16 protein-coding genes and 1 riboswitch are annotated in these 17,189 nt (G+C 72.6%); of the genes, 2 read left to right on the top strand and 14 right to left on the bottom strand.

The genetic code is table 11. The features are described from left to right. Window positions 1–120: 120 nt before the first annotated feature. The 4 genes from IF37_RS43425 to IF37_RS0107505 all read right to left on the bottom strand — a co-directional run bounded on the left by IF37_RS43425 (window position 121) and on the right by IF37_RS0107505 (window position 4,594). The gene (locus IF37_RS43425; RefSeq protein ID WP_106981728.1) at window positions 121–261 is read right to left on the bottom strand and encodes an SCO1431 family membrane protein; all 141 of its coding nucleotides are present in this window, start codon (window positions 259–261) and stop codon (window positions 121–123) included. Between the two features lie 114 nt (window positions 262–375). After that, window positions 376–1,746, bottom strand: coding sequence for a peptidase C39 family protein (locus IF37_RS0107515; protein ID WP_030738120.1), 1,371 nt, complete (start codon window positions 1,744–1,746; stop codon window positions 376–378). Between the two features lie 274 nt (window positions 1,747–2,020). Further along, window positions 2,021–3,547: an amino acid permease gene (locus IF37_RS0107510; protein WP_253915675.1), complete on the bottom strand. Its 1,527-nt coding sequence runs from the start codon at window positions 3,545–3,547 to the stop codon at window positions 2,021–2,023. Between the two features lie 90 nt (window positions 3,548–3,637). Beyond that, entirely contained in the window at window positions 3,638–4,594 is a 957-nt protein-coding gene (locus IF37_RS0107505; protein ID WP_030738114.1) for a hypothetical protein, read from the bottom strand. Window positions 4,595–4,902: 308 nt separating this feature from the next. On the opposite strand from IF37_RS0107505, the gene IF37_RS39115 reads away from it, so the two are divergent. After that, a complete protein-coding gene (locus IF37_RS39115) occupies window positions 4,903–5,523 on the top strand; it encodes a uridine kinase (RefSeq protein WP_030738111.1) in 621 nt (206 codons plus the stop codon). A 431-nt stretch (window positions 5,524–5,954) separates the two neighbouring features. Continuing rightward, window positions 5,955–7,826, top strand: coding sequence for an AAA family ATPase (locus IF37_RS0107495; protein ID WP_030738109.1), 1,872 nt, complete (start codon window positions 5,955–5,957; stop codon window positions 7,824–7,826). A gap of 60 nt (window positions 7,827–7,886) precedes the next feature. Here the strand turns inward: IF37_RS0107495 and IF37_RS0107490 are convergent, their stop codons facing one another. The 10 genes from IF37_RS0107490 to IF37_RS0107445 all read right to left on the bottom strand — a co-directional run bounded on the left by IF37_RS0107490 (window position 7,887) and on the right by IF37_RS0107445 (window position 17,051). Then, window positions 7,887–8,957, bottom strand: coding sequence for a hemolysin family protein (locus IF37_RS0107490; protein ID WP_030738107.1), 1,071 nt, complete (start codon window positions 8,955–8,957; stop codon window positions 7,887–7,889). Continuing rightward, window positions 8,954–10,288 (bottom strand): hemolysin family protein, encoded by a 1,335-nt coding sequence (locus IF37_RS0107485; protein ID WP_030738105.1) that lies wholly within the window; start codon window positions 10,286–10,288, stop codon window positions 8,954–8,956. Before IF37_RS0107485 ends, IF37_RS0107490 begins: the two co-directional genes overlap by 4 nt. Before the next feature lie 164 nt (window positions 10,289–10,452). Beyond that, window positions 10,453–10,914 carry a PH domain-containing protein gene (locus tag IF37_RS0107480; protein WP_030738103.1) on the bottom strand — a complete coding sequence of 154 codons (462 nt, stop codon included), beginning with the start codon at window positions 10,912–10,914 and terminating at the stop codon, window positions 10,453–10,455. Window positions 10,915–10,930: 16 nt separating this feature from the next. Next, the gene (gene hisG / locus IF37_RS0107475) at window positions 10,931–11,779 is read right to left on the bottom strand and encodes an ATP phosphoribosyltransferase (protein WP_030738101.1); all 849 of its coding nucleotides are present in this window, start codon (window positions 11,777–11,779) and stop codon (window positions 10,931–10,933) included. A gap of 50 nt (window positions 11,780–11,829) precedes the next feature. Continuing rightward, entirely contained in the window at window positions 11,830–12,102 is a 273-nt protein-coding gene (locus IF37_RS0107470; protein WP_019983911.1) for a phosphoribosyl-ATP diphosphatase, read from the bottom strand. A 34-nt stretch (window positions 12,103–12,136) separates the two neighbouring features. Further along, window positions 12,137–12,622, bottom strand: coding sequence for a 6,7-dimethyl-8-ribityllumazine synthase (gene ribH, locus IF37_RS0107465; RefSeq protein ID WP_030738095.1), 486 nt, complete (start codon window positions 12,620–12,622; stop codon window positions 12,137–12,139). Between the two features lie 24 nt (window positions 12,623–12,646). Further along, window positions 12,647–13,954 (bottom strand): bifunctional 3,4-dihydroxy-2-butanone-4-phosphate synthase/GTP cyclohydrolase II, encoded by a 1,308-nt coding sequence (locus IF37_RS0107460; RefSeq protein WP_030738093.1) that lies wholly within the window; start codon window positions 13,952–13,954, stop codon window positions 12,647–12,649. Continuing rightward, on the bottom strand, window positions 13,951–14,592 hold the full coding sequence (locus tag IF37_RS0107455) for a nicotinamide mononucleotide transporter family protein (protein WP_030738090.1): 642 nt from the start codon (window positions 14,590–14,592) through the stop codon (window positions 13,951–13,953). Before IF37_RS0107455 ends, IF37_RS0107460 begins: the two co-directional genes overlap by 4 nt. Further along, complete coding sequence (locus IF37_RS0107450; RefSeq protein ID WP_030738088.1) at window positions 14,589–15,194, bottom strand: riboflavin synthase; 606 nt, start codon at window positions 15,192–15,194, stop codon at window positions 14,589–14,591. The genes IF37_RS0107455 and IF37_RS0107450 overlap by 4 nt, the downstream gene beginning before the upstream one ends. Window positions 15,195–15,357: 163 nt before the next feature. Continuing rightward, a riboswitch (FMN riboswitch) is annotated at window positions 15,358–15,488 on the bottom strand. 369 nt (window positions 15,489–15,857) lie between these two features. Continuing rightward, on the bottom strand, window positions 15,858–17,051 hold the full coding sequence (locus IF37_RS0107445) for an ROK family transcriptional regulator (RefSeq protein ID WP_030738086.1): 1,194 nt from the start codon (window positions 17,049–17,051) through the stop codon (window positions 15,858–15,860). Window positions 17,052–17,189: the final 138 nt, after the last annotated feature.

Raw genomic sequence — 17,189 nt, 5'->3', positions numbered from 1 at the left:
GGGCCGGGTGGGCGGGGCCCGGCTCCTCGACGGCGCGCGGGGCCCCGCCGAGCGTCCACGGCGGGGCGTCCGCGCCATGCCGGAACACGCCGCACTCCGAGGGGCCGCCGCGGGAGCGGCTCAGAGCAGGCCGAGCCGGGTGACGAGCATCGCGACGACCGCGACGAGTATCCAGCCCATGACGTGCTCGACGATCTTCGGGCCGTCTTCCTGGGGACCACCGGTGCGGACGCGGGTGGCGGTGGCGGTGTGTGCGGTCATGGGGTCACTCGCAGGGGTCGGACGTACACGGTCGAATCCCCCCATCCATCCGTCCACCTTGCCACCCGCGACGGCGTTCGGGGCGGAGAGCTTGGTCACACGCCCCGGAGCGGGTCAGCACACGCCCACCGCGGCGAGCGCCGCCCGCTGGCGCGGGGCCGGGTGGGCCGGGAAGTAGAGGTAGCAGACCCCGCCGGTGCCCGAGGCCACCTTGCCCGAGGCGTTGTACCGCTTGGTCCTCAGCCAGATGTTCTCGAACTGCCGGCGCGCATAGACCCGTCGTACCGCCTCGTCGCCCGGCGAGGCCGGGTCGTTGGCGATCACGTCGCCGGCCGCCGTGAACCCGATCACCGTCATCAGGTGCCCGGACGTGCCGTACCCGGCGCCGGTCAGCTCCTCCTTCAGGAACGACTGGGACGTTATGGCCGGGATGCCGGCGGCGACCAGCGTCTCCAGGTCGGTGAGGGAGGCGAGCCGGGTGACCACGCCCTGGAGGCCGTCGAAGGTGGCCGCGTAGGCGGCGTTGAAGGGCCAGTTGCCGCAGCCCTGGTACTGGTGGTCGTAGGTGAACCGGGCCGCGTGGTCGACCTGCGGGTCGGCGTAGGCCGGGTCGACCCAGGACAGTTGCCCGGGGGTGAGCCGGCCGCCCCAGTACTCCACGACCATCTGCGAGGAGGTCGGGCTGCACCAGGCCTCGCCGCCGTTGTCGTACTCCGGGTACTGGCCCTTGTGGATCTCCTGCGAGTAGCGCGGTACGGCGAGTTCCCGGGCGAGGCCAGGGGCGGAGGCCGGGACGGTGAAGCGGTCCGGGACGTCGGAGCCCATGGCGCCCAGCCGCCAGACGGTCGGCGTGCGGTCTGTGCCGGGCCGGCGGTGGAGGGTGAGGCGCAGCCGGTACGACGCCAGGCGCAGCCCGGTGCCGGCGTCGTCGATGGCGAAGGTGTCGGTCCAGACGGTGCTCCTGCCGTCGGTCTGGCCGTCCACCGAGGTCCGCTTGATGTCCTGGTCGCCGGCCGCCCAGCGGCCCATCACGTACCAGGGCGTGTCGGTGCCGTCGGAGTACGTGCCGCCCAGTTCGACCTGGATCCAGGTGCCGTCCGGGGTGTGCGCGTTCCAGGAGGCGACGACCTCGGTCGCGGGCACGGTGAGGCGGTGCTCCGGGGAGGTCCAGGTGGCGTACTCCCAGGTGGCGGTGGTGCCGGTGTGCGGGTCGGTGTAGTCGGTACGGCCGGCCGGGGCGCCGATCACCACACCGGGACGGCGGCCGGGGACGGCCCGGGTGCCCTGGGCCGTCCCGGAGCGCCAGCCTCGGTACGTGGTCCAGGCGTGGTAATCGACCGGGCGGTCCTGGGCCCGGCCGGGGTCCTCGGTGTCGGCGGCGGGACGGGGGGCGGCGGCCGCGGCGGGTGCCGTGGCACCGGTCACCGCCGTGGCGACGGCCACCGCCAGGACGGTTCTGCGGGACGGCTGCTGGGCTCTGCTCATGGGCGCGACGACCCCCAGGGTGTCCGAGTCGGGCTGGTCCGGTGCGCCAACTATGGAGCAGGCCGGATGTGGCTGCCAGCACTTCGGCGCATGCCGCGACACGAATATTGGTCTGCGCCACTGGAAGGGCGGAACGGGGGGCACAGCCCGCTCCGGCACGCCTGGGGGCGCGGCGGGACGGTGCCCCGGCAGGCGCCGCGCCCGGAAGGTGCGCGGGGAAGCGTCTGTCCGGCTCCCCCGCGCGCCTCGCCCGGACGTCTCCTGTGACTCCTCGTCAGACCAGGTCCATCGCGGCGACCTCGTCGGGGCGGCCGTAGCTGACCGGGCCCTGGAAGCGGCGGCGGGCGGTGGCGAACCACCACACCGTGGCCACCAGCAGGACGACGGCGAGCGCGATCGGCGCGTAGTTGAAGGAGTCGACGTCGATCGGCGAAGCCTGCGGCAGCATGAACAGGACGCTGCTGAGCAGGATCCAGATGACCGCGAGCCAGCCGACCGGGCGCCCCCAGCGGCCCAGGTGCCAGGGCCCGGGCTGGAACGCGTCACCGAGCCGCAGCCGCAGGAAGATCGGCACCGCGTAGGCGAGGAAGAGTCCGACCACGTTGACGCTGACGATCGCGGTGAACGCCGTGTGCGACCACCAGCCCGGAACCACCAGCGCCAGCGAGCAGGCGACCGCGAACCAGACCGCCTTCACCGGCGTCCGGGTGCGCGACGAGACCGAGTGCCACCAGCGGGAGCCGGGCATGGCGCCGTCCCGGGAGAAGGCGAAGATCTGCCGGGTGTTGCTGGTGAGGTTGGCGAGACCGCAGAAGAGCATCGCGCCGATCACGATGAGGAGCATCACCTTGGCGGTGCGCACGCCGAGGCCGTCGATGAGGATCTGCACGGGCGGTGCGGCCGCGCCGGCCACCTTCGCGTAGTCGCCGATGCTGTAGACCAGTGCCAGCATCAGGATCAGACCCGCGATCGCCGAACAGCCGATGGCGCGGGTGATGCCCTTCGGGGCGCTGACCGTCGCGCCGACGGTCTCCTCCGACATGTGGAAGCTGCCGTCGAACCCGGTGAACGTCCAGCTGGTGACGAGCAGTCCGAGCATGCCGCCGTAAAGGCCGTTGGTGAAACCGGTGTTGTTCGCGAAATGTGTGACGAAGGAAGCCGGCTGATGCTGGTCGGGCATCACGACGAGCGCTCCCACGATCACCACGAGACCGATGAGCAGCCACCACACGGAAATACGGTTCAGTACGGCGACGAGCTGGACGGTGTAGGTGTTGGCGAATCCTTGGAGGACGATGATCAGCGCCGTGATCAGCACCGTCTGGTGCGCGGTGGGCTGGTAGGAAGGCCACTGAAGCTGCACGAACACCTGGATGAAGGTGGCGGCGGCGTATCCGGTGGCGGCGGTGCCGCCGATCTGGCCCACGAAGTTCAGCCAGCCCGTGAACCACGACCAGGCACCCTTGTGCCGCTTGGCGAGTTTGCCCGCGGAGAAGTACAGCGCGCCGCTCGTGGGATAGGCGGACGCCACCTCGCCCATGGCCGCGCCGATGAGCAGCACCATCACCGAGACGCCGATCCAGCCGAACACGAGGATGCGCGGGCCGCCCGCGTTCATACCGAACCCGAAGGACGAGAAGATACCCGAGAGAATATTGATGATGGTAAAAGAGATCGCGAAATTGTCGAACGCCTTGAAACGCCGGGTGAGTTTACGCGGATAACCCATCGCGTGCAGCGTGGCGTCGTCGTCGAGCACGACGGTGTCCGCGGCCCGGGGGCGCACCCGGGAAGTCGACATCCGTTCCGACACGGATCGGCCTTTCTCTCGATGGGACGGGGGACGAGCAGGGGGACGGGGGACCAGCGCCGGGCCAGGGAGCTGGCGGGGTCAGCCCGGCCCCGGCACGGGCAGGCCGCAGGCACGGCGGGCCCGGGAGAGTTGCTCGGCGGGGTCGCCGAAGGCACTCCAGGGCATGCGCGAGGCGTAGGGACCCATCGCCGTGAACACCGCCCGGGCCTCGAACGCGCACTGGGCCATCACCAGCGCGTGCGCGAGGTAGGCCAGGTCGAGCACCGGCGTGAAGCGGTAACCGGTCGCCACCGGCAGCCAGTTCTGGTAGATCGCCAGCGCGGTGGAGCGCCACTGGGGCTGCTCCCAGACCCGGTCGGCGAGCAGCTGGGTGGGGTTGTAGCTCTCCACGAGGGCCACCAGGGGCAGCAGCCGCAGGGCGGAGTCGGCGGGCGCCCGCTGGCTGAGGAAGGCGGCCACGTCCCAGGCCGCGGTGACGGAGCCGCCGTGGCGCGTGAAGAAGCAGGACAGGAAGCGGTGGTGGGCCTCGCGGTGCCAGGGGTCCAGGGACAGGATGTGGGCGAACAGCCGCCAGGGGCCGGGCGGTGCGGTGAGCAGGCCCTTCGGGGCGGGGTCGCGCAGCCGGTGCAGCCGGGCCATGGCGAGCCGGGCGACCCAGGGGGTGGGGTCGGCGGGGGCCGCCGAGGCGGCCCGGTCGCAGGCGGTCAGCGCTATCCGCTCCAGCGCCCCGGCGCGGTCGTCGCGCGCGTCGGCGGCCCGCAGGGCGCGCTGCACCGCGACCCGCGCCCACATCAGCGCGGCCTCGGGCGTCGGCTCCTCGTCGAGCCAGCGTTCCACCAGGTCGGTGCCGGCCGCCTCGGAGGCGAGCACCAGCGAGCGGTGGGCGCGCAGGGGGAAGTCGGCGCGGGTCTCGGCGAGGGCCTCGTGCGCGTACCGATAACGCCCGGCGCGCACGTCGACGCATACGCTCGCCAGGACCCGGTCGTCGGCCGCCGGATGCCATACGTAGTGCCCCTCGAATAACTCCGCGACCATGTCTCCTGCCAGTCCCCCCGCCGGTTCCCGTGCGGCGCATCACGTTGCGCAGGAGGCACCTTACTCAGCGTGGGGCACACCCGGAACGCCGAATTCGACATATCGGTCAGGGGATTCGGACTGTTCACCCGGGAACTCCGGCCGGCCGCCGGCCGATGATTCGCAAGGAGACGTTCCCGGTCCGACCACTCCGGCGGACTTCCGCCGGACGCCCGCCGGGCCCGCCACTAGACTGTTTCGCGGAAAACCTCCCCCACCGCCCCCCACTCCCCCTCGCCTCACGCGGCCCTCACACCCCGGGAATCACCATTCACGACCTCGCCGCCCGGCTGCGCGGACTCCCCCCGTCCCTGGGGCCGGTCCGGCTGATCGGGGTGGACGGGCACGCCGGATCCGGGAAGTCCACCTTCGCCGGGCGGCTGGCGCGGGCGCTGGGCGGGGCCCCGGTGGTCCACCTCGACGACATCGCCAGCCATGAGCACCTCTTCGGCTGGACCGACCGGCTCCTGGCCCAGGTGGTCCAGCCTCTGGCGCGCGGCGAGAGCGGGTACGTCACGCCGTACGACTGGCGGGCCCGCGCCTTCGGCGCCCCGCGCCCGCTGCCGGCGGCGCCGGTGGTGCTGATCGAGGGTGTCGGTGCCGGGCGCCGGGCGCTGCGGCCCCATCTGGCCGGACTGTTGTGGATGGAGCTGCCGCACGAGGAGTCCTGGGCCCGCGGCCGGCTGCGGGACGGGGCGGGGCAGCGGGAGTTCTGGGACGGCTGGGTCGCGGCGGAGCGCGCGCACTTCGCCGCCGACCCCTCGCGCCCCCATGCCGATCTTCTGGTGTTCCAGCGGGCGGAGGGGTACGAGGTACTGCCGGGACCGGGCGCGGCCCCTGGAACCGGGCAGATCGTGACACTGGGTGACGGGCCGTCCCGGCTGTGGTGAAGTCATGAAGGGCCGTGCGGAACGAGCCCTTCGGCCGCCCCGACCGTGCTTGACCGGGGGGCCGTACAGGACTTACGTTCTCAATGTGCGGCTTTGGGAGCCGCCCACCGACACGAAGCCCCCGGTTGTTCCCCCGTGACCGGGGGCTTCGTTCTGCCTCCGGGAGGTGCCTCCCGGGCGCTCCGCGCACCGGTCCTCTCACGCTCGGTCACCGAATGCAGTGCGCCCCGTCTGCTCCCACCTCGTCGAACGCCCCGTGCCGCGCCCTTCGGCACGCGTGGGTGCCGCGGGTACGATGCCCTCGGTGCGACCTTCGAGCGGCTGCCTCGCGCACCGGCAACTCCGGTCCGCTGCACAGCGGTTCGATCGCGGCGGCCGCCGGGCGACTGCCCGGTGGCAAACCACGGGGGCACGGTCTGTGGGGGGACGTGATGGACTTCGGCACGCAGGGCCCCGAGGCCCCGGCCGACCTCGCCTGGCTGCGGGGGGTGGACGCCTACACGATGGGCGCCTACCCGCAGGCGGAGGAGGAGTTCCGCACCGCGGTGCGGATGGACCCGGGCATGGCGGACGCCTGGCTCGGGCTGCACGCGCTCCGGGTCGACACGACCACCGCGCTGCTGCGGATGTTCCGCCACCACGACCGCTTCGGCGAACAGCGCACCCGGCACCGCCGCGCCCTCAACTCCTGGTACTGGCTGGGCTGGTGGGTGCAGCCGGTGCTGGAGGGCCCGCGTGATCTGTTGCTGGCGCACGCCTCCCACTGGCTGGACGGCCGGCACGTGCCCGAGCTGGACCGCGCCCTGGCCGGGCTGCCCCCGGTCGACGCCGACGCGCAGGTCCGCTTCCTGCACGCCTGCCGCGCCTATCTGGTGAAGGACTGGGAGCAACTGGTCCGGCACACCGAACCGCTGCTGGACGATCCCATGCTCGGCATCGAGGCCGGTCTGTTCGGCGGTATGGCCCGGGTCCGGCTGGAGATGTACGGCCAGGCCGAGCCCCTGCTGTCGGCGGCGCTGATGCGCTGCCGCAGCGAGCAGCCGCAGCGCAAGGAGCTGCGGTACTGGCTGGCCCGGGCACACGAGGGCACGGGGCGGTCGGCCGCCGCGCTCCCCCTCTACCGGGCGGTGCACCGGGTCGACCCGGCCTTCATGGACACCGCGGCCCGGCTCGCCGCGATCGCCGAGGGCGACGGGTACGACGACGCGGCCGACCTCGCCGCCATCACCCTGACCGGCGCGGGGATGGACGCGGTGGACGGACCGGACGGATTCGATCCGCTGTTCGGCACCGAGGGGCGCGATCTGCGGCTGCCCGAACCCGACCTGCCGGCCGGGCCGCCGCCGTCGGCGGCCGATCCCTCGGTACGGGCCAGGGCGGGGATGTCCGGGGCGTCCGCCGCGCCGGTCCCGGCCGGCCCGACCGACCCCGCGTTACTGGAGGAGGCGCTCGCCGAGCTGGAGCGCATGGTCGGGCTCGAACCGGTGAAGCGCCAGGTGAAGGCGTTGTCCGCACAGCTGAACATGGCGCGGCTGCGGGCCGGGCAGGGGCTGCCGGTGCAGCCGCCCAAGCGGCACTTCGTCTTCTCCGGTCCGTCCGGCACGGGCAAGACCACGGTCGCGCGCATCCTGGGCCGGGTGTTCTACGCCCTCGGTCTGCTCGGCGGCGACCACCTGGTGGAGGCCCAGCGCGCCGACCTGGTCGGCGAGTACCTCGGGCAGACGGCGGTGAAGGCCAACGAGCTGATCGACTCCGCCATCGGCGGGGTGCTGTTCGTGGACGAGGCGTACTCGCTGTCCAACTCCGGGTACGGCAAGGGGGACGCGTACGGCGACGAGGCGCTCCAGGTGCTGCTGAAGCGGGCCGAGGACAACCGCGACCACCTGGTGGTGATCCTGGCCGGCTATCCCGAGGGCATGGACCGCCTGCTCGCCGCCAACCCCGGCCTGTCGTCCCGCTTCACCACCCGCGTGGACTTCCCCTCCTACCGGCCGCCGGAACTCACCGAGATCGGCAAGGTGCTCGCGGCGGAGAACGGGGACCTGTGGGACGACGAGGCGCTGGAGGAGCTGCGCTCGATCGCCGGGCACGTGGTCGACCAGGGGTGGATCGACGAGCTGGGGAACGGACGGTTCCTGCGGACGCTGTACGAGAAGAGCTGCGCGTACCGGGACCTGCGGCTGTCGACGTACGCCGGTGCGCTGTCCCGGCCGGATCTGGCGACCCTGCGGCTGCCCGACCTGATGCAGGCGTACGGCGAGGTGCTGTCGGGGCGGGGGCCGCAGGACCCCTCGTCCTACTGAGCACCGGCGCCGGGGCCGGGCGGGTGGCCCGCCCCGCCCCGGCGGCACGACCGCCCGCGGCTACGCCATGGCCTCCTCGGGCTCCCCGCTCACCCTCGGTTCCGGCATGTCCCGGTGGGCCGGGTCCCGGACCTCTCCCACCAGTGTCTCCAGCACGTCCTCCAGGGCGACCAGGCCGAGCACCCTGCCGGTGGCGTCGGCCACCTGGGCCAGGTGCGTGGCCGCCCGGCGCATCACCGTGAGGGCGTCGTCGAGCGGCAGCTCGGAGCGGAGCGTGGCCATGGGCCGCCACACCTGCTGCGGGACGGCCCGGTCGGAGTCCTCCAGGTCGAGGACGTCCTTCACGTGCACGTACCCCATGAAGGGCCCCTTCTCGGTCGCCGCGACCGGGAAGCGGGAGTAGCCCGTGCGGGCCGTCAGCTCCACGATCTCGCCCGGCGTGACCGACGGGTCCACCGTGACCAGGGACTCCCGGCGCAGCAGTACGTCCGTCACCGGGCGGGAGCCCAGTTCCAGGGCGTCCTCCAGCCGCTCCTGCTCCTCGGGGGCGAGGAGGCCCGCCTGGCCGGAGTCCTCCAGCAGGCGGTTGAGCTGCTCGGTGGTGACGACCGCCTCCACCTCGTCCTTCGGCTCGACCCGGAACAACCGCAGGATGCCCTGGGCGCAGGCGCCGAGGGCCACGGTGATCGGCTTGCACAGGCGGGCGAAGTACACCAGGCCGGGGCCGAGCCGGAGCGCCGCCTTCTCCGGCGCCGCCATGGCGAGGTTCTTCGGCACCATCTCACCGATGACCAGGTGGAAGAAGACCACCGCGGCCAGGGCGAGGACATAGCCGAGCGGGTGGACCAGGCCGTGCGGGAGGTGGATCCACTCGAACAGCGGCTCCAGCAGACGCGCCACCGTCGGCTCGGCCACCGCGCCGAGCGTCAGGGAGCAGACGGTGACGCCGAACTGGGCGGCGGCCATCATCTGCGGCAGGCGTTCGAGGCCGTACAGCACCTGGCGGGCCCGGGCCGTGCCGAGTGGTTCGATCTGACTGCGGCGGACGGAGACGAAGGCGAACTCGGCGGCGACGAAGAAACCGTTGACGAGCACCAGCAGCGCGGCGAAGAGCAGTTGCAGGACGCTCACCGGGCGGCCTCCGTCACGTTCGCCACCGGGGCCGTCCTGACCAGGCGGACCCGTTCGGCGCGGTAGTGGCCGACCTGGCGGACCGAGAGCCGCCAGCCGGGCAGCTCGGCCCGGTCACCCGGGGCCGGGATGCGGCCGAGCAGATCGGCGACCAGGCCGGCGACGGTCTCGTACGGCCCCTCGGGCACGTCAAGGCCTATGCGCCGGAGGACGTCGACGCGGCAGCTGCCGTCGGCGTCCCAGGCGGGTCTGCCGTCCTCGGGCGGGGCGGGGGCCAGCTCGGGCGTGTCCTTGGCGTCGTGCTCGTCGCGGACCTCGCCGACCAGTTCCTCGACGATGTCCTCCAGGGTGACCACGCCGGCCGTGCCGCCGTACTCGTCCACGACGACCGCGATGGGCTGCTCGCTGCGCAACCGGGCCAGCAGGGGCTGCACGGGCAGGCTCTCGGGGACCAGCAGCGCCTTGCGGGCGATGCGGCCCACCGGGGTGCGCAGCCGGTCGTGGACCGGGACGGCCAGCGCGTCCTTGAGGTGGGCCATGCCGACGATCTCGTCGATCTTCTCCCGGTAGACCGGGAAACGGGACAGGCCGGTGGCCCGGGTGAGGTTGACGACGTCCTCGGCGGTGGCCGAGTTCTGCAACGCGCTCACCTTCACCCGCGGGGTCATGACGTGCTGCGCGGTCAGCTCGCCCAGGGACAGGGTGCGGACGAACAGGTCGGCCGTGTCCTGCTCCAGGGCTCCGGCCTGCGCCGAGTGCCGGGCCAGCGAGACCAGCTCGCCGGGGGTGCGGGCGGAGGCCAGCTCGTCGGCGGGTTCCACGCCGAGGGCGCGGACCAGCCGGTTGGCGACCGTGTTGAGGGCGGAGATGACCGGGTGGAACAGGAGGGCGAAGCGGTGCTGGGGGCCGGCGACGAAGCGCGCGACCTGCAACGGCCGGGACACCGCCCAGTTCTTGGGCACGAGTTCGCCGACCACCATCTGGATGGCGGAGGCCAGCAGCATGCCGACGACCACGGCGATGCCGGACGCGGCGCCGTCGGGGACGCCGAGCGCGGCGAACGGCCCGCGCAGCAGCTCGGCCAGGGCCGGTTCGGCGAGCATGCCGACGACCAGGGAGGTGATGGTGATGCCGAGCTGGGTGCCGGAGAGCTGGAAGGACAGTTCCTTCAGCGACTCCACGACCGTACGGGCGCGTGCGTCACCGTCGGCGGCGGCCTTCTCGGCGTCCGGGCGCTCGACCGTCACGAGGCCGAACTCGGCCGCGACGAAGAAGCCGTTGGCGAGGATGAGCAAGAGGGCCGCTGCGAGCAGCAGCAGGGGGGTGGTCACGCGGCCACCGCCTTCCCGCTATGTCGGGCAGGGGTGGCGCGGGTACTACAGGACGATCCGTCCATCGCTGGAGGGAGTCACTCCTCGGGTAGCAGGAACCCCTGTGCGCCGGGCGGCACGCAGGGGCGGAGGCGCAGCGAATCGGCCTCCGCCCACCAGATTAATCAAGATCTGGGCTGGTGCGGCAGGGCGGAGGGGTCCGAGTGGGCCTCGGCGAGCGCCCGGAGGGTGTGGGCGTCGGCGATCGCGCGCTGTTTGGCGATGCCCGGCTGGATGCCGAGCGCGGGCAGACTGGTGCCGTCGCTGAGGTCGAGGAACACCCAGGGATCGCCCGGCCGCAGGTTCACCCGGAGGATCTCCGCCCAGGCCAGGTGCCGTCGGCCGGCGATGTTGACGACGGTGACGCCGGACGCGTCGGCGATCACCTTCACCCGGGCCAGCCGGGCGAGCACCCAGAAGCTGAGCGCCCCGGTGAGGATGAAGCTGAGCCGTGAGCCGGGGCCCACGTTCTCCAGCAGCAGCGCGACCGCTGTTATCACCACGAAGATCACGACACCGGCGGTGAGCAGGATCGCCCGGGTGTGGCCGGGACGGAAGGTGACGGGCAGGGTGGGCAGCTCGGACATCGGTCGGCGTGTCCCTCTACAGGCGGCAGGCGTGGATGGCCGTGGTCAGGATGGCGCGGGCGCCGATGGCGTACAGGTCGTCCATGATCCGCTGCGCCTCCTTGGCGGGGACCATGGCACGGACGGCGACCCAGCCCTCGTTGTGCAGCGGGGAGACGGTCGGGGACTCCAGGCCGGGGGTGAGCGCGACGGCCTTCTCCAGCTGCTCGACCCGGCAGTCGTAGTCCATCATCACGTACGTCCGGGCGACCAGGACGCCCTGGAGGCGGCGCAGGAACTGCTGGACCTTGGGCTCCTCGGCGTCGGCGCCGGTGCGGCGGACGACGATCGCCTCGGACTTCATGATCGGCTCGCCGAAGACCTCCAGGCCCGCGTTGCGCAGGCTGGTGCCGGTCTCCACGACGTCGGCGATGACCTCGGCGACGCCCAGCTCGATGGCGGTCTCGACGGCGCCGTCCAGGTGGACGACGGAGGCGTCGACGCCGCTGTCCGCGAGGTGCTTCTGGACGATGCCCTCGTAGGAGGTGGCGACCGTCCTGCCCTTGAGGTCCTCGATGCCGTTCGCGGTGCCGGGCTTGGCGGCGAAGCGGAAGGTGGACCGGGCGAAGCCGAGCGGCAGGATCTCCTCGGCGTCGGCGCCGGAGTCGATCAGCAGGTCGCGGCCGGTGATCCCGATGTCGAGGCGGCCGGAGGAGACGTAGATCGCGATGTCGCGGGGGCGGAGGTAGAAGAACTCGACCTCGTTCTCCGGGTCGACGATACGCAGCTCTTTGGACTCACGGCGCTGCTGGTAGCCGGCCTCATGCAGCATCTCCGCCGCAGGGCCGGACAGTGAACCCTTGTTGGGGACGGCGATGCGCAGCATGAGGTCGGCTTCCTTTGCTCGTTCTCTACGGGGTGGGTGCGGGGTACGGCTTACAGGTGGGCGTAGACGTCGTCCAGGGAGATCCCGCGGGCGACCATCATCACCTGGACGTGGTACAGCAGCTGCGAGATCTCCTCGGCTGCCGCTTCCTTGCCCTCGTACTCGGCGGCCATCCAGACCTCGGCGGCCTCCTCGACGACCTTCTTGCCGATGGCATGGACGCCCTTGCCCACCAGTTCCGCGGTACGGGAGGTGGCGGGATCGCCTTGGGCGGCCTTGTGCTGGAGCTCGGTGAAGAGCTCCTCGAACGTCTTCTTGGACATGGTGCTGCCCACCCTACGCGGTCCGGTCCGCTCCTCAGTGCCAGGGTTCGGATACCGAGCGGAGCGTGGCCGCCGTCGCCACCGCCGCGGTCACCGCCTCGTGCCCCTTGTCCTCGGTGGAGCCCTCGATGCCCGCCCGGTCCAGGGCCTGCTCCTCGGTGTCGCAGGTGAGCACGCCGAAGCCGACGGGGACGCCGGTGTCGACGGAGACCTGGGTGAGGCCCTGGGTGACGCCCTGGCACACGTAGTCGAAGTGGGGGGTGCCGCCGCGGATGACGACGCCGAGGGCGACCACCGCGTCGTAGCCCCGGCCCGCGAGCGCCTTGGCGGCGACCGGCAGCTCGAAGCTGCCGGGGACCCGGATCAGGGTCGGCTCGTCGATGCCCAGGTCGTGCAGGGCGCGCAGGGCGCCGTTCACCAGGCCGTCCATCACCTTGTCGTGCCACTGCGCCGCGACGACGCCGACCCGGAGGTCGCTCACGTTGCGTACGGACAGTTCCGGTGCACCCTTGCCGCTCACGTCTCTCCTCAGTGCTCTCTTGTCTCAGCTGTTGCCGCAGGCGGCCACGGACCCGGCCGCGGCCCCGGCGGGTGTGTCGAGCCAGGGCAGATCGTGCCCCATCCGGTCCCGCTTGGTGCGCAGGTAGCGGAGGTTGTGCTCGCCGGCCTGGACGGGCATCGGCTCGCGGCCGGTGACCTTCAGACCGTGGCGCAGCAGCGCGTCGGTCTTGTCGGGGTTGTTGGTCATCAGCCGGACGCCGCGCACGCCGAGGTCGGCGAGGATCCGCGCGCCGGCGGCGTAGTCGCGGGCGTCGGCCGGCAGGCCGAGTTCCAGGTTGGCGTCGAGGGTGTCGTGCCCCTGCTCCTGGAGCTCGTAGGCGCGCAGCTTGGACAGCAGGCCGATGCCGCGTCCCTCGTGTCCGCGCAGGTAGACGACGACTCCGCGGCCCTCCTGGTGGATGCGGCCCAGCGCGGTGTCCAGCTGCGGGCCGCAGTCGCAGCGCAGGGAGCCGAAGACGTCGCCGGTGAGGCATTCGGAGTGGACGCGGACCAGCACGTCCTCGCCGTCGCCGATCTCGCCGTGGACGAGGGCGACGTGCTCGACGCCGTCGACGGCGGACCGGTAGCCGTACGCCCGGAAGGTGCCGTGCCTGGTGGGCAGCCGGGTCTCGGCCTCGCGGCGGACGGTGGGCTCGCTGCCGCGGCGGTAGGCGATCAGGTCCGCGATGGAGATGATCGTCAGGCCGTGCTTGCGGGCGAACGGGATCAGCTCGGGCAGCCGGAGCATCCGGCCGTCCTCGCCGGCGATCTCCACGATGGCGCCGGCCGGGCGCAGGCCCGCGAGCCGGGCGAGGTCGACGGCGGCCTCGGTGTGGCCGTCGCGGACCAGCACGCCGCCGGGCCGGGCGCGCAGCGGGAAGACATGGCCGGGCCGGACCAGGTCGGCGGGGTCCGCGGTGCCGCTCGCCAGCAGCCGGAGGGTGGTCGCCCGGTCGGCGGCCGAGATGCCCGTGCCCACGCCGTGGGCGGCCGAGGCGTCCACGGAGACGGTGAACGCGGTCTTCATGGACTCGGTGTTGTCCTGGACCATCTGCGGCAGCCCGAGCCGGTCCAGTTCCTCGCCCTCCATGGGGGCGCAGATCAGACCGCGGCACTCGCTCATCATGAAGGCGACGATCTCGGGGGTCACCTTCTCGGCGGCGACGACGAGGTCGCCCTCGTTCTCCCGGTCCTCGTCGTCGACGACGACGATCGGCCGGCCGGCGGCGATGTCGGCGATGGCCTGCTCGACCGGGTCGAGTCCCGGGTTCTCGAAGTCCCCGGTGTGGTGGAGGACGGTTGCCGAGGTCATGCCGGCGCTCCTTCCAGTGCGGGCCGCGGGCCCTTGCGGGAGCGCAGCCACCAGTCGCGCATGCCCCACAGGACGAGTGCGCCGTAGATGACGTAGACGAAGCCGGAGAAGGCGTAGCCGTTGGCGAAGTTGAGGGGTACGCCGACGAGGTCGACGAGCAGCCAGGCGAACCAGAACTCGACCATGCTCTTGGCCTGTGCGTACATCGCGACGACGGTGCCGACGAAGATGTAGGCGTCGGGCCAGGGGTCCCAGGACAGGCTCGGGTAGGCCTGGAAGAGCAGGGCGACCGCGACCGTGCCGGCCGCGGCGGCGCCGGCCATGGCCGCGCGCTCGCGCCAGGTGGCGAACCGGGGGGTGACCCGGCCGTCGCCGGAGCGGCCCCTGGTGCGCTGCCACTGCCACCAGCCGTAGAGGGCGACGGCCATGACCACGGCCTGCTTGCCGGCGCTGCCGGTCAGGTGGCCGTAGAAGGCGACGAAGAGGACGAGACCGGACAGGAACTGCACGGGCCAGGTCCACAGGGAGCGGCGCCAGCCGAGGGCGAGGGTGATGAGGCCCAGGATGTTGCCGATCATGTCCGACCAGATGATGTGCTGGTCGAAGAGGGTGAACGCCTCGGAGTTCAGCCAGTTCACCGCCCGGCCTCCTGTCCGGCCGCGAGCAGCCGCTCCACGTACTTGGCGATGACGTCCACTTCGAGGTTGACCGGGTCGCCGGGCTGCTTCACGCCGAGCGTGGTGAGGGCGAGGGTGGTCGGGATGAGGCTGACGGTGAAGTGGTCCGGGCCCGCGTCCACGACGGTGAGGCTGATGCCGTCGACCGTGATGGAGCCCTTCTCCACGACGTAGCGGGAGAGGCCCGCGGGGAGGGAGACCTTCACGATCTCCCAGTTCTCGGAGGGCGTGCGCTCCAGGATCTCGCCGGTGCCGTCCACGTGCCCCTGCACGATGTGCCCGCCGAGGCGGGCGCCGACGGCGGTGGGGCGCTCCAGGTTGACGCGGGAGCCCACGGTGAGCGCGCCCAGGCTGGAACGGTTGAGGGTCTCGGCCATGACGTCGGCGGTGAACTCGTCGCCCTCGTGCTCGACGACGGTCAGGCAGACCCCGTTCACGGCGATGGAGTCGCCGTGCCGGGCCCCCTCGGTCACGACGGGGCCGCGGAGCCGGAAACGCGAGGCGTCGTCGAGGTTCTCGACGGCGGTGACCTCACCCAGCTCTTCGACGATTCCGGTGAACACTTCCCGGGTCCTCCTGCCTCTTCGGGCACGGACTCCGGGGCCTGTCGATGACGACAGAATCTACGGATGAGCACACACCGGGAGCGTCGCCGGAAAAGGACTCGCCTACAGACGGACGAGCCCGGATACGGCGGCGCGCACACGGGAAACGCGTGCCCGCCCGCCGCGCACTGCCTCCCATCCGGACTTTAACCGTCGGTCCAGGAATTTCACCTGGTCAACCGGCCGCTGGAAGCGACCGGGTCGCGGACTGTAACCGCCGGTTCGGACTTTCACCGACCCCGGAGTGCGCTGCTTCTGGTACAGGGCCAGTGTGCCATGCCCGGCACTCGTCCATACGGGTGAGCGGTGTGGGTTCGCTCACACTGCGTACCGTCGGCTTCGCGCCATGCGGTCACCGCGGCCGACCGGCCGGTACGGAGGGGCACCGGGCTTGGTCCGTACCCATTGACCTCACTGGTCTAGTCCTTTTAGGGTGCGGACGGGCTCGGCGGCGGTGACGACGGCCCTTGCCCGCCGCCGGGCCGCCAGAGCTCTGGCAGGGCCAGGGCGCCCGGACGCCTCACGCCGGCACCGCGCGCCCGCCCGGCCCCGTCGAGGCCCGGACACGGCCGGCGCGGATCGGAGTCGTCAGCGGACACGGCCGGAGCGGGGCCCGGGTCGTCAGCGCTCCGGCGGGGCGAACAGTTCGTCCTGGGCGCGGTCGCGGGCGGTGAGCAGCGCTCCGCGGAGTACGGCGGTGCCGCCGAGGCCGCTCGGCCGCACCTCGGTGGCCAGCGGGGACATCCGGCTCAGCCGATCCCGCACCAGCCCGGCGAGCACCGCGCCCCCGGCCCGGCCCACCTCGCCGCCGAGCACCACGCATCCGGGGTCCAGGACGGCCACCACCGAGGCGGCGCCGACGGCGATCCGGTCGGCCAGCGCGCACAGGAAACGGCCGGCCGCCGCGTCCCCGGACGTTCGCGCCACCGCGTCGCGCACCGCCTCCGCCGCGCCCGGCCCGTCCGGCGCGCCCGGTACCGGCAGTCCGCACTCCGCCGCCAGACGGACGACCGCCGCCGCCCCGACGAGGGAGTGGAAGCCTCCGTCGCAGTCGGTCGCCGCGGGCAGCGCGCCCGTTCCGGGGACCGGCAGGAAGCCGATCTCCCCGGTGCCGCCGGAGGCACCGCGGCGCAGGGCGCCGTCCAGCACGACCGCGGCGCCGACGCCGTGCCCCAGCCAGAGCAGCACGAAGGTGTCCCGGTCCCGGGCGGCGCCCTCGCGCTGTTCGGCCAGGGCGGCCAGGTTGGTCTCGTTCTCCACGGTGACCCGGGCGCCGGGCAGCCGGTCCTGGAGGGTGGTGACCAGGATGCGGTGCCAGGCGGGCAGTCCGGCGGAGTCCCGGAGGTCACCGGTGGCCGGGTCGATGAGGCCCGGGGCGCCGATCCCGACGGTGTGCAGCCGGTCGGCGCCGGCCTCCTTCGCGGCGCTCTCCACCGCGGCCACCGCCTGCTCGACGGCGGACCCGGTCCCGGTGTCGCCGCCGATCGGCACGGACGCCTCGGCGAGCACCCGCCCGAGCAGGTCGGAGACCAGCACGAAGACGCCCTCGGTGCGGACGTCGAGCGCGGCGAGGTGGGCGCGGTCGGCGACGATGCCGTAGAGCCGGGCGTTGGGACCCCGGCGCTGTTCGCCGGACTCGCCGACCACCGTGATCAGCCCGGAGGCCGTGAGCCGCTCGACCAGATCGGCGACCGACGGCCGGGACAGTCCGGTCAGCTGCTTCAACTGCCCGGCCGTCAGGGGGCCTTCCTGCTGCAACAGCCGCAGGGCCAGCCGGTCGTTGATGGCCCGGGCGGTGCTCGGAGATGCGGGCATGACGGGAATCCTCCCAGATCGGCGGGGACCGGCCGAGTGCGTGGTGCGCGTGAGCGGCTGCCAAGCGGCTATCTATCAGGCAGGGTTCCTGATAGTTTACGCGGCGTTGCGGGCGGGCCGGACCGGGCGCTCCCGGGG

Origin of the sequence: Streptomyces sp. NRRL S-31, assembly GCF_000718775.1 — a bacterium.
Lineage (GTDB): Bacteria > Actinomycetota > Actinomycetes > Streptomycetales > Streptomycetaceae > Streptomyces.
This window is presented reverse-complemented; position numbering and strand designations above follow the sequence as displayed.

Excerpts from the sequence above, each read along its gene's own strand:
- IF37_RS43425 (WP_106981728.1), bottom strand. The coding sequence starts at position 261 with ATGACCGCACACACCGCCACCGCCACCCGCGTCCGCACCGGTGGTCCC.
- IF37_RS0107515 (WP_030738120.1), bottom strand. The coding sequence starts at position 1,746 with ATGAGCAGAGCCCAGCAGCCGTCCCGCAGAACCGTCCTGGCGGTGGCC.
- IF37_RS0107510 (WP_253915675.1), bottom strand. The coding sequence starts at position 3,547 with ATGTCGACTTCCCGGGTGCGCCCCCGGGCCGCGGACACCGTCGTGCTC.
- IF37_RS0107505 (WP_030738114.1), bottom strand. The coding sequence starts at position 4,594 with ATGGTCGCGGAGTTATTCGAGGGGCACTACGTATGGCATCCGGCGGCC.
- IF37_RS0107495 (WP_030738109.1), top strand. The coding sequence starts at position 5,955 with ATGGACTTCGGCACGCAGGGCCCCGAGGCCCCGGCCGACCTCGCCTGG.
- IF37_RS0107480 (WP_030738103.1), bottom strand. The coding sequence starts at position 10,914 with ATGTCCGAGCTGCCCACCCTGCCCGTCACCTTCCGTCCCGGCCACACC.
- hisG (WP_030738101.1), bottom strand. The coding sequence starts at position 11,779 with ATGCTGCGCATCGCCGTCCCCAACAAGGGTTCACTGTCCGGCCCTGCG.
- IF37_RS0107470 (WP_019983911.1), bottom strand. The coding sequence starts at position 12,102 with ATGTCCAAGAAGACGTTCGAGGAGCTCTTCACCGAGCTCCAGCACAAG.
- IF37_RS0107460 (WP_030738093.1), bottom strand. The coding sequence starts at position 13,954 with ATGACCTCGGCAACCGTCCTCCACCACACCGGGGACTTCGAGAACCCG.
- IF37_RS0107445 (WP_030738086.1), bottom strand. The coding sequence starts at position 17,051 with ATGCCCGCATCTCCGAGCACCGCCCGGGCCATCAACGACCGGCTGGCC.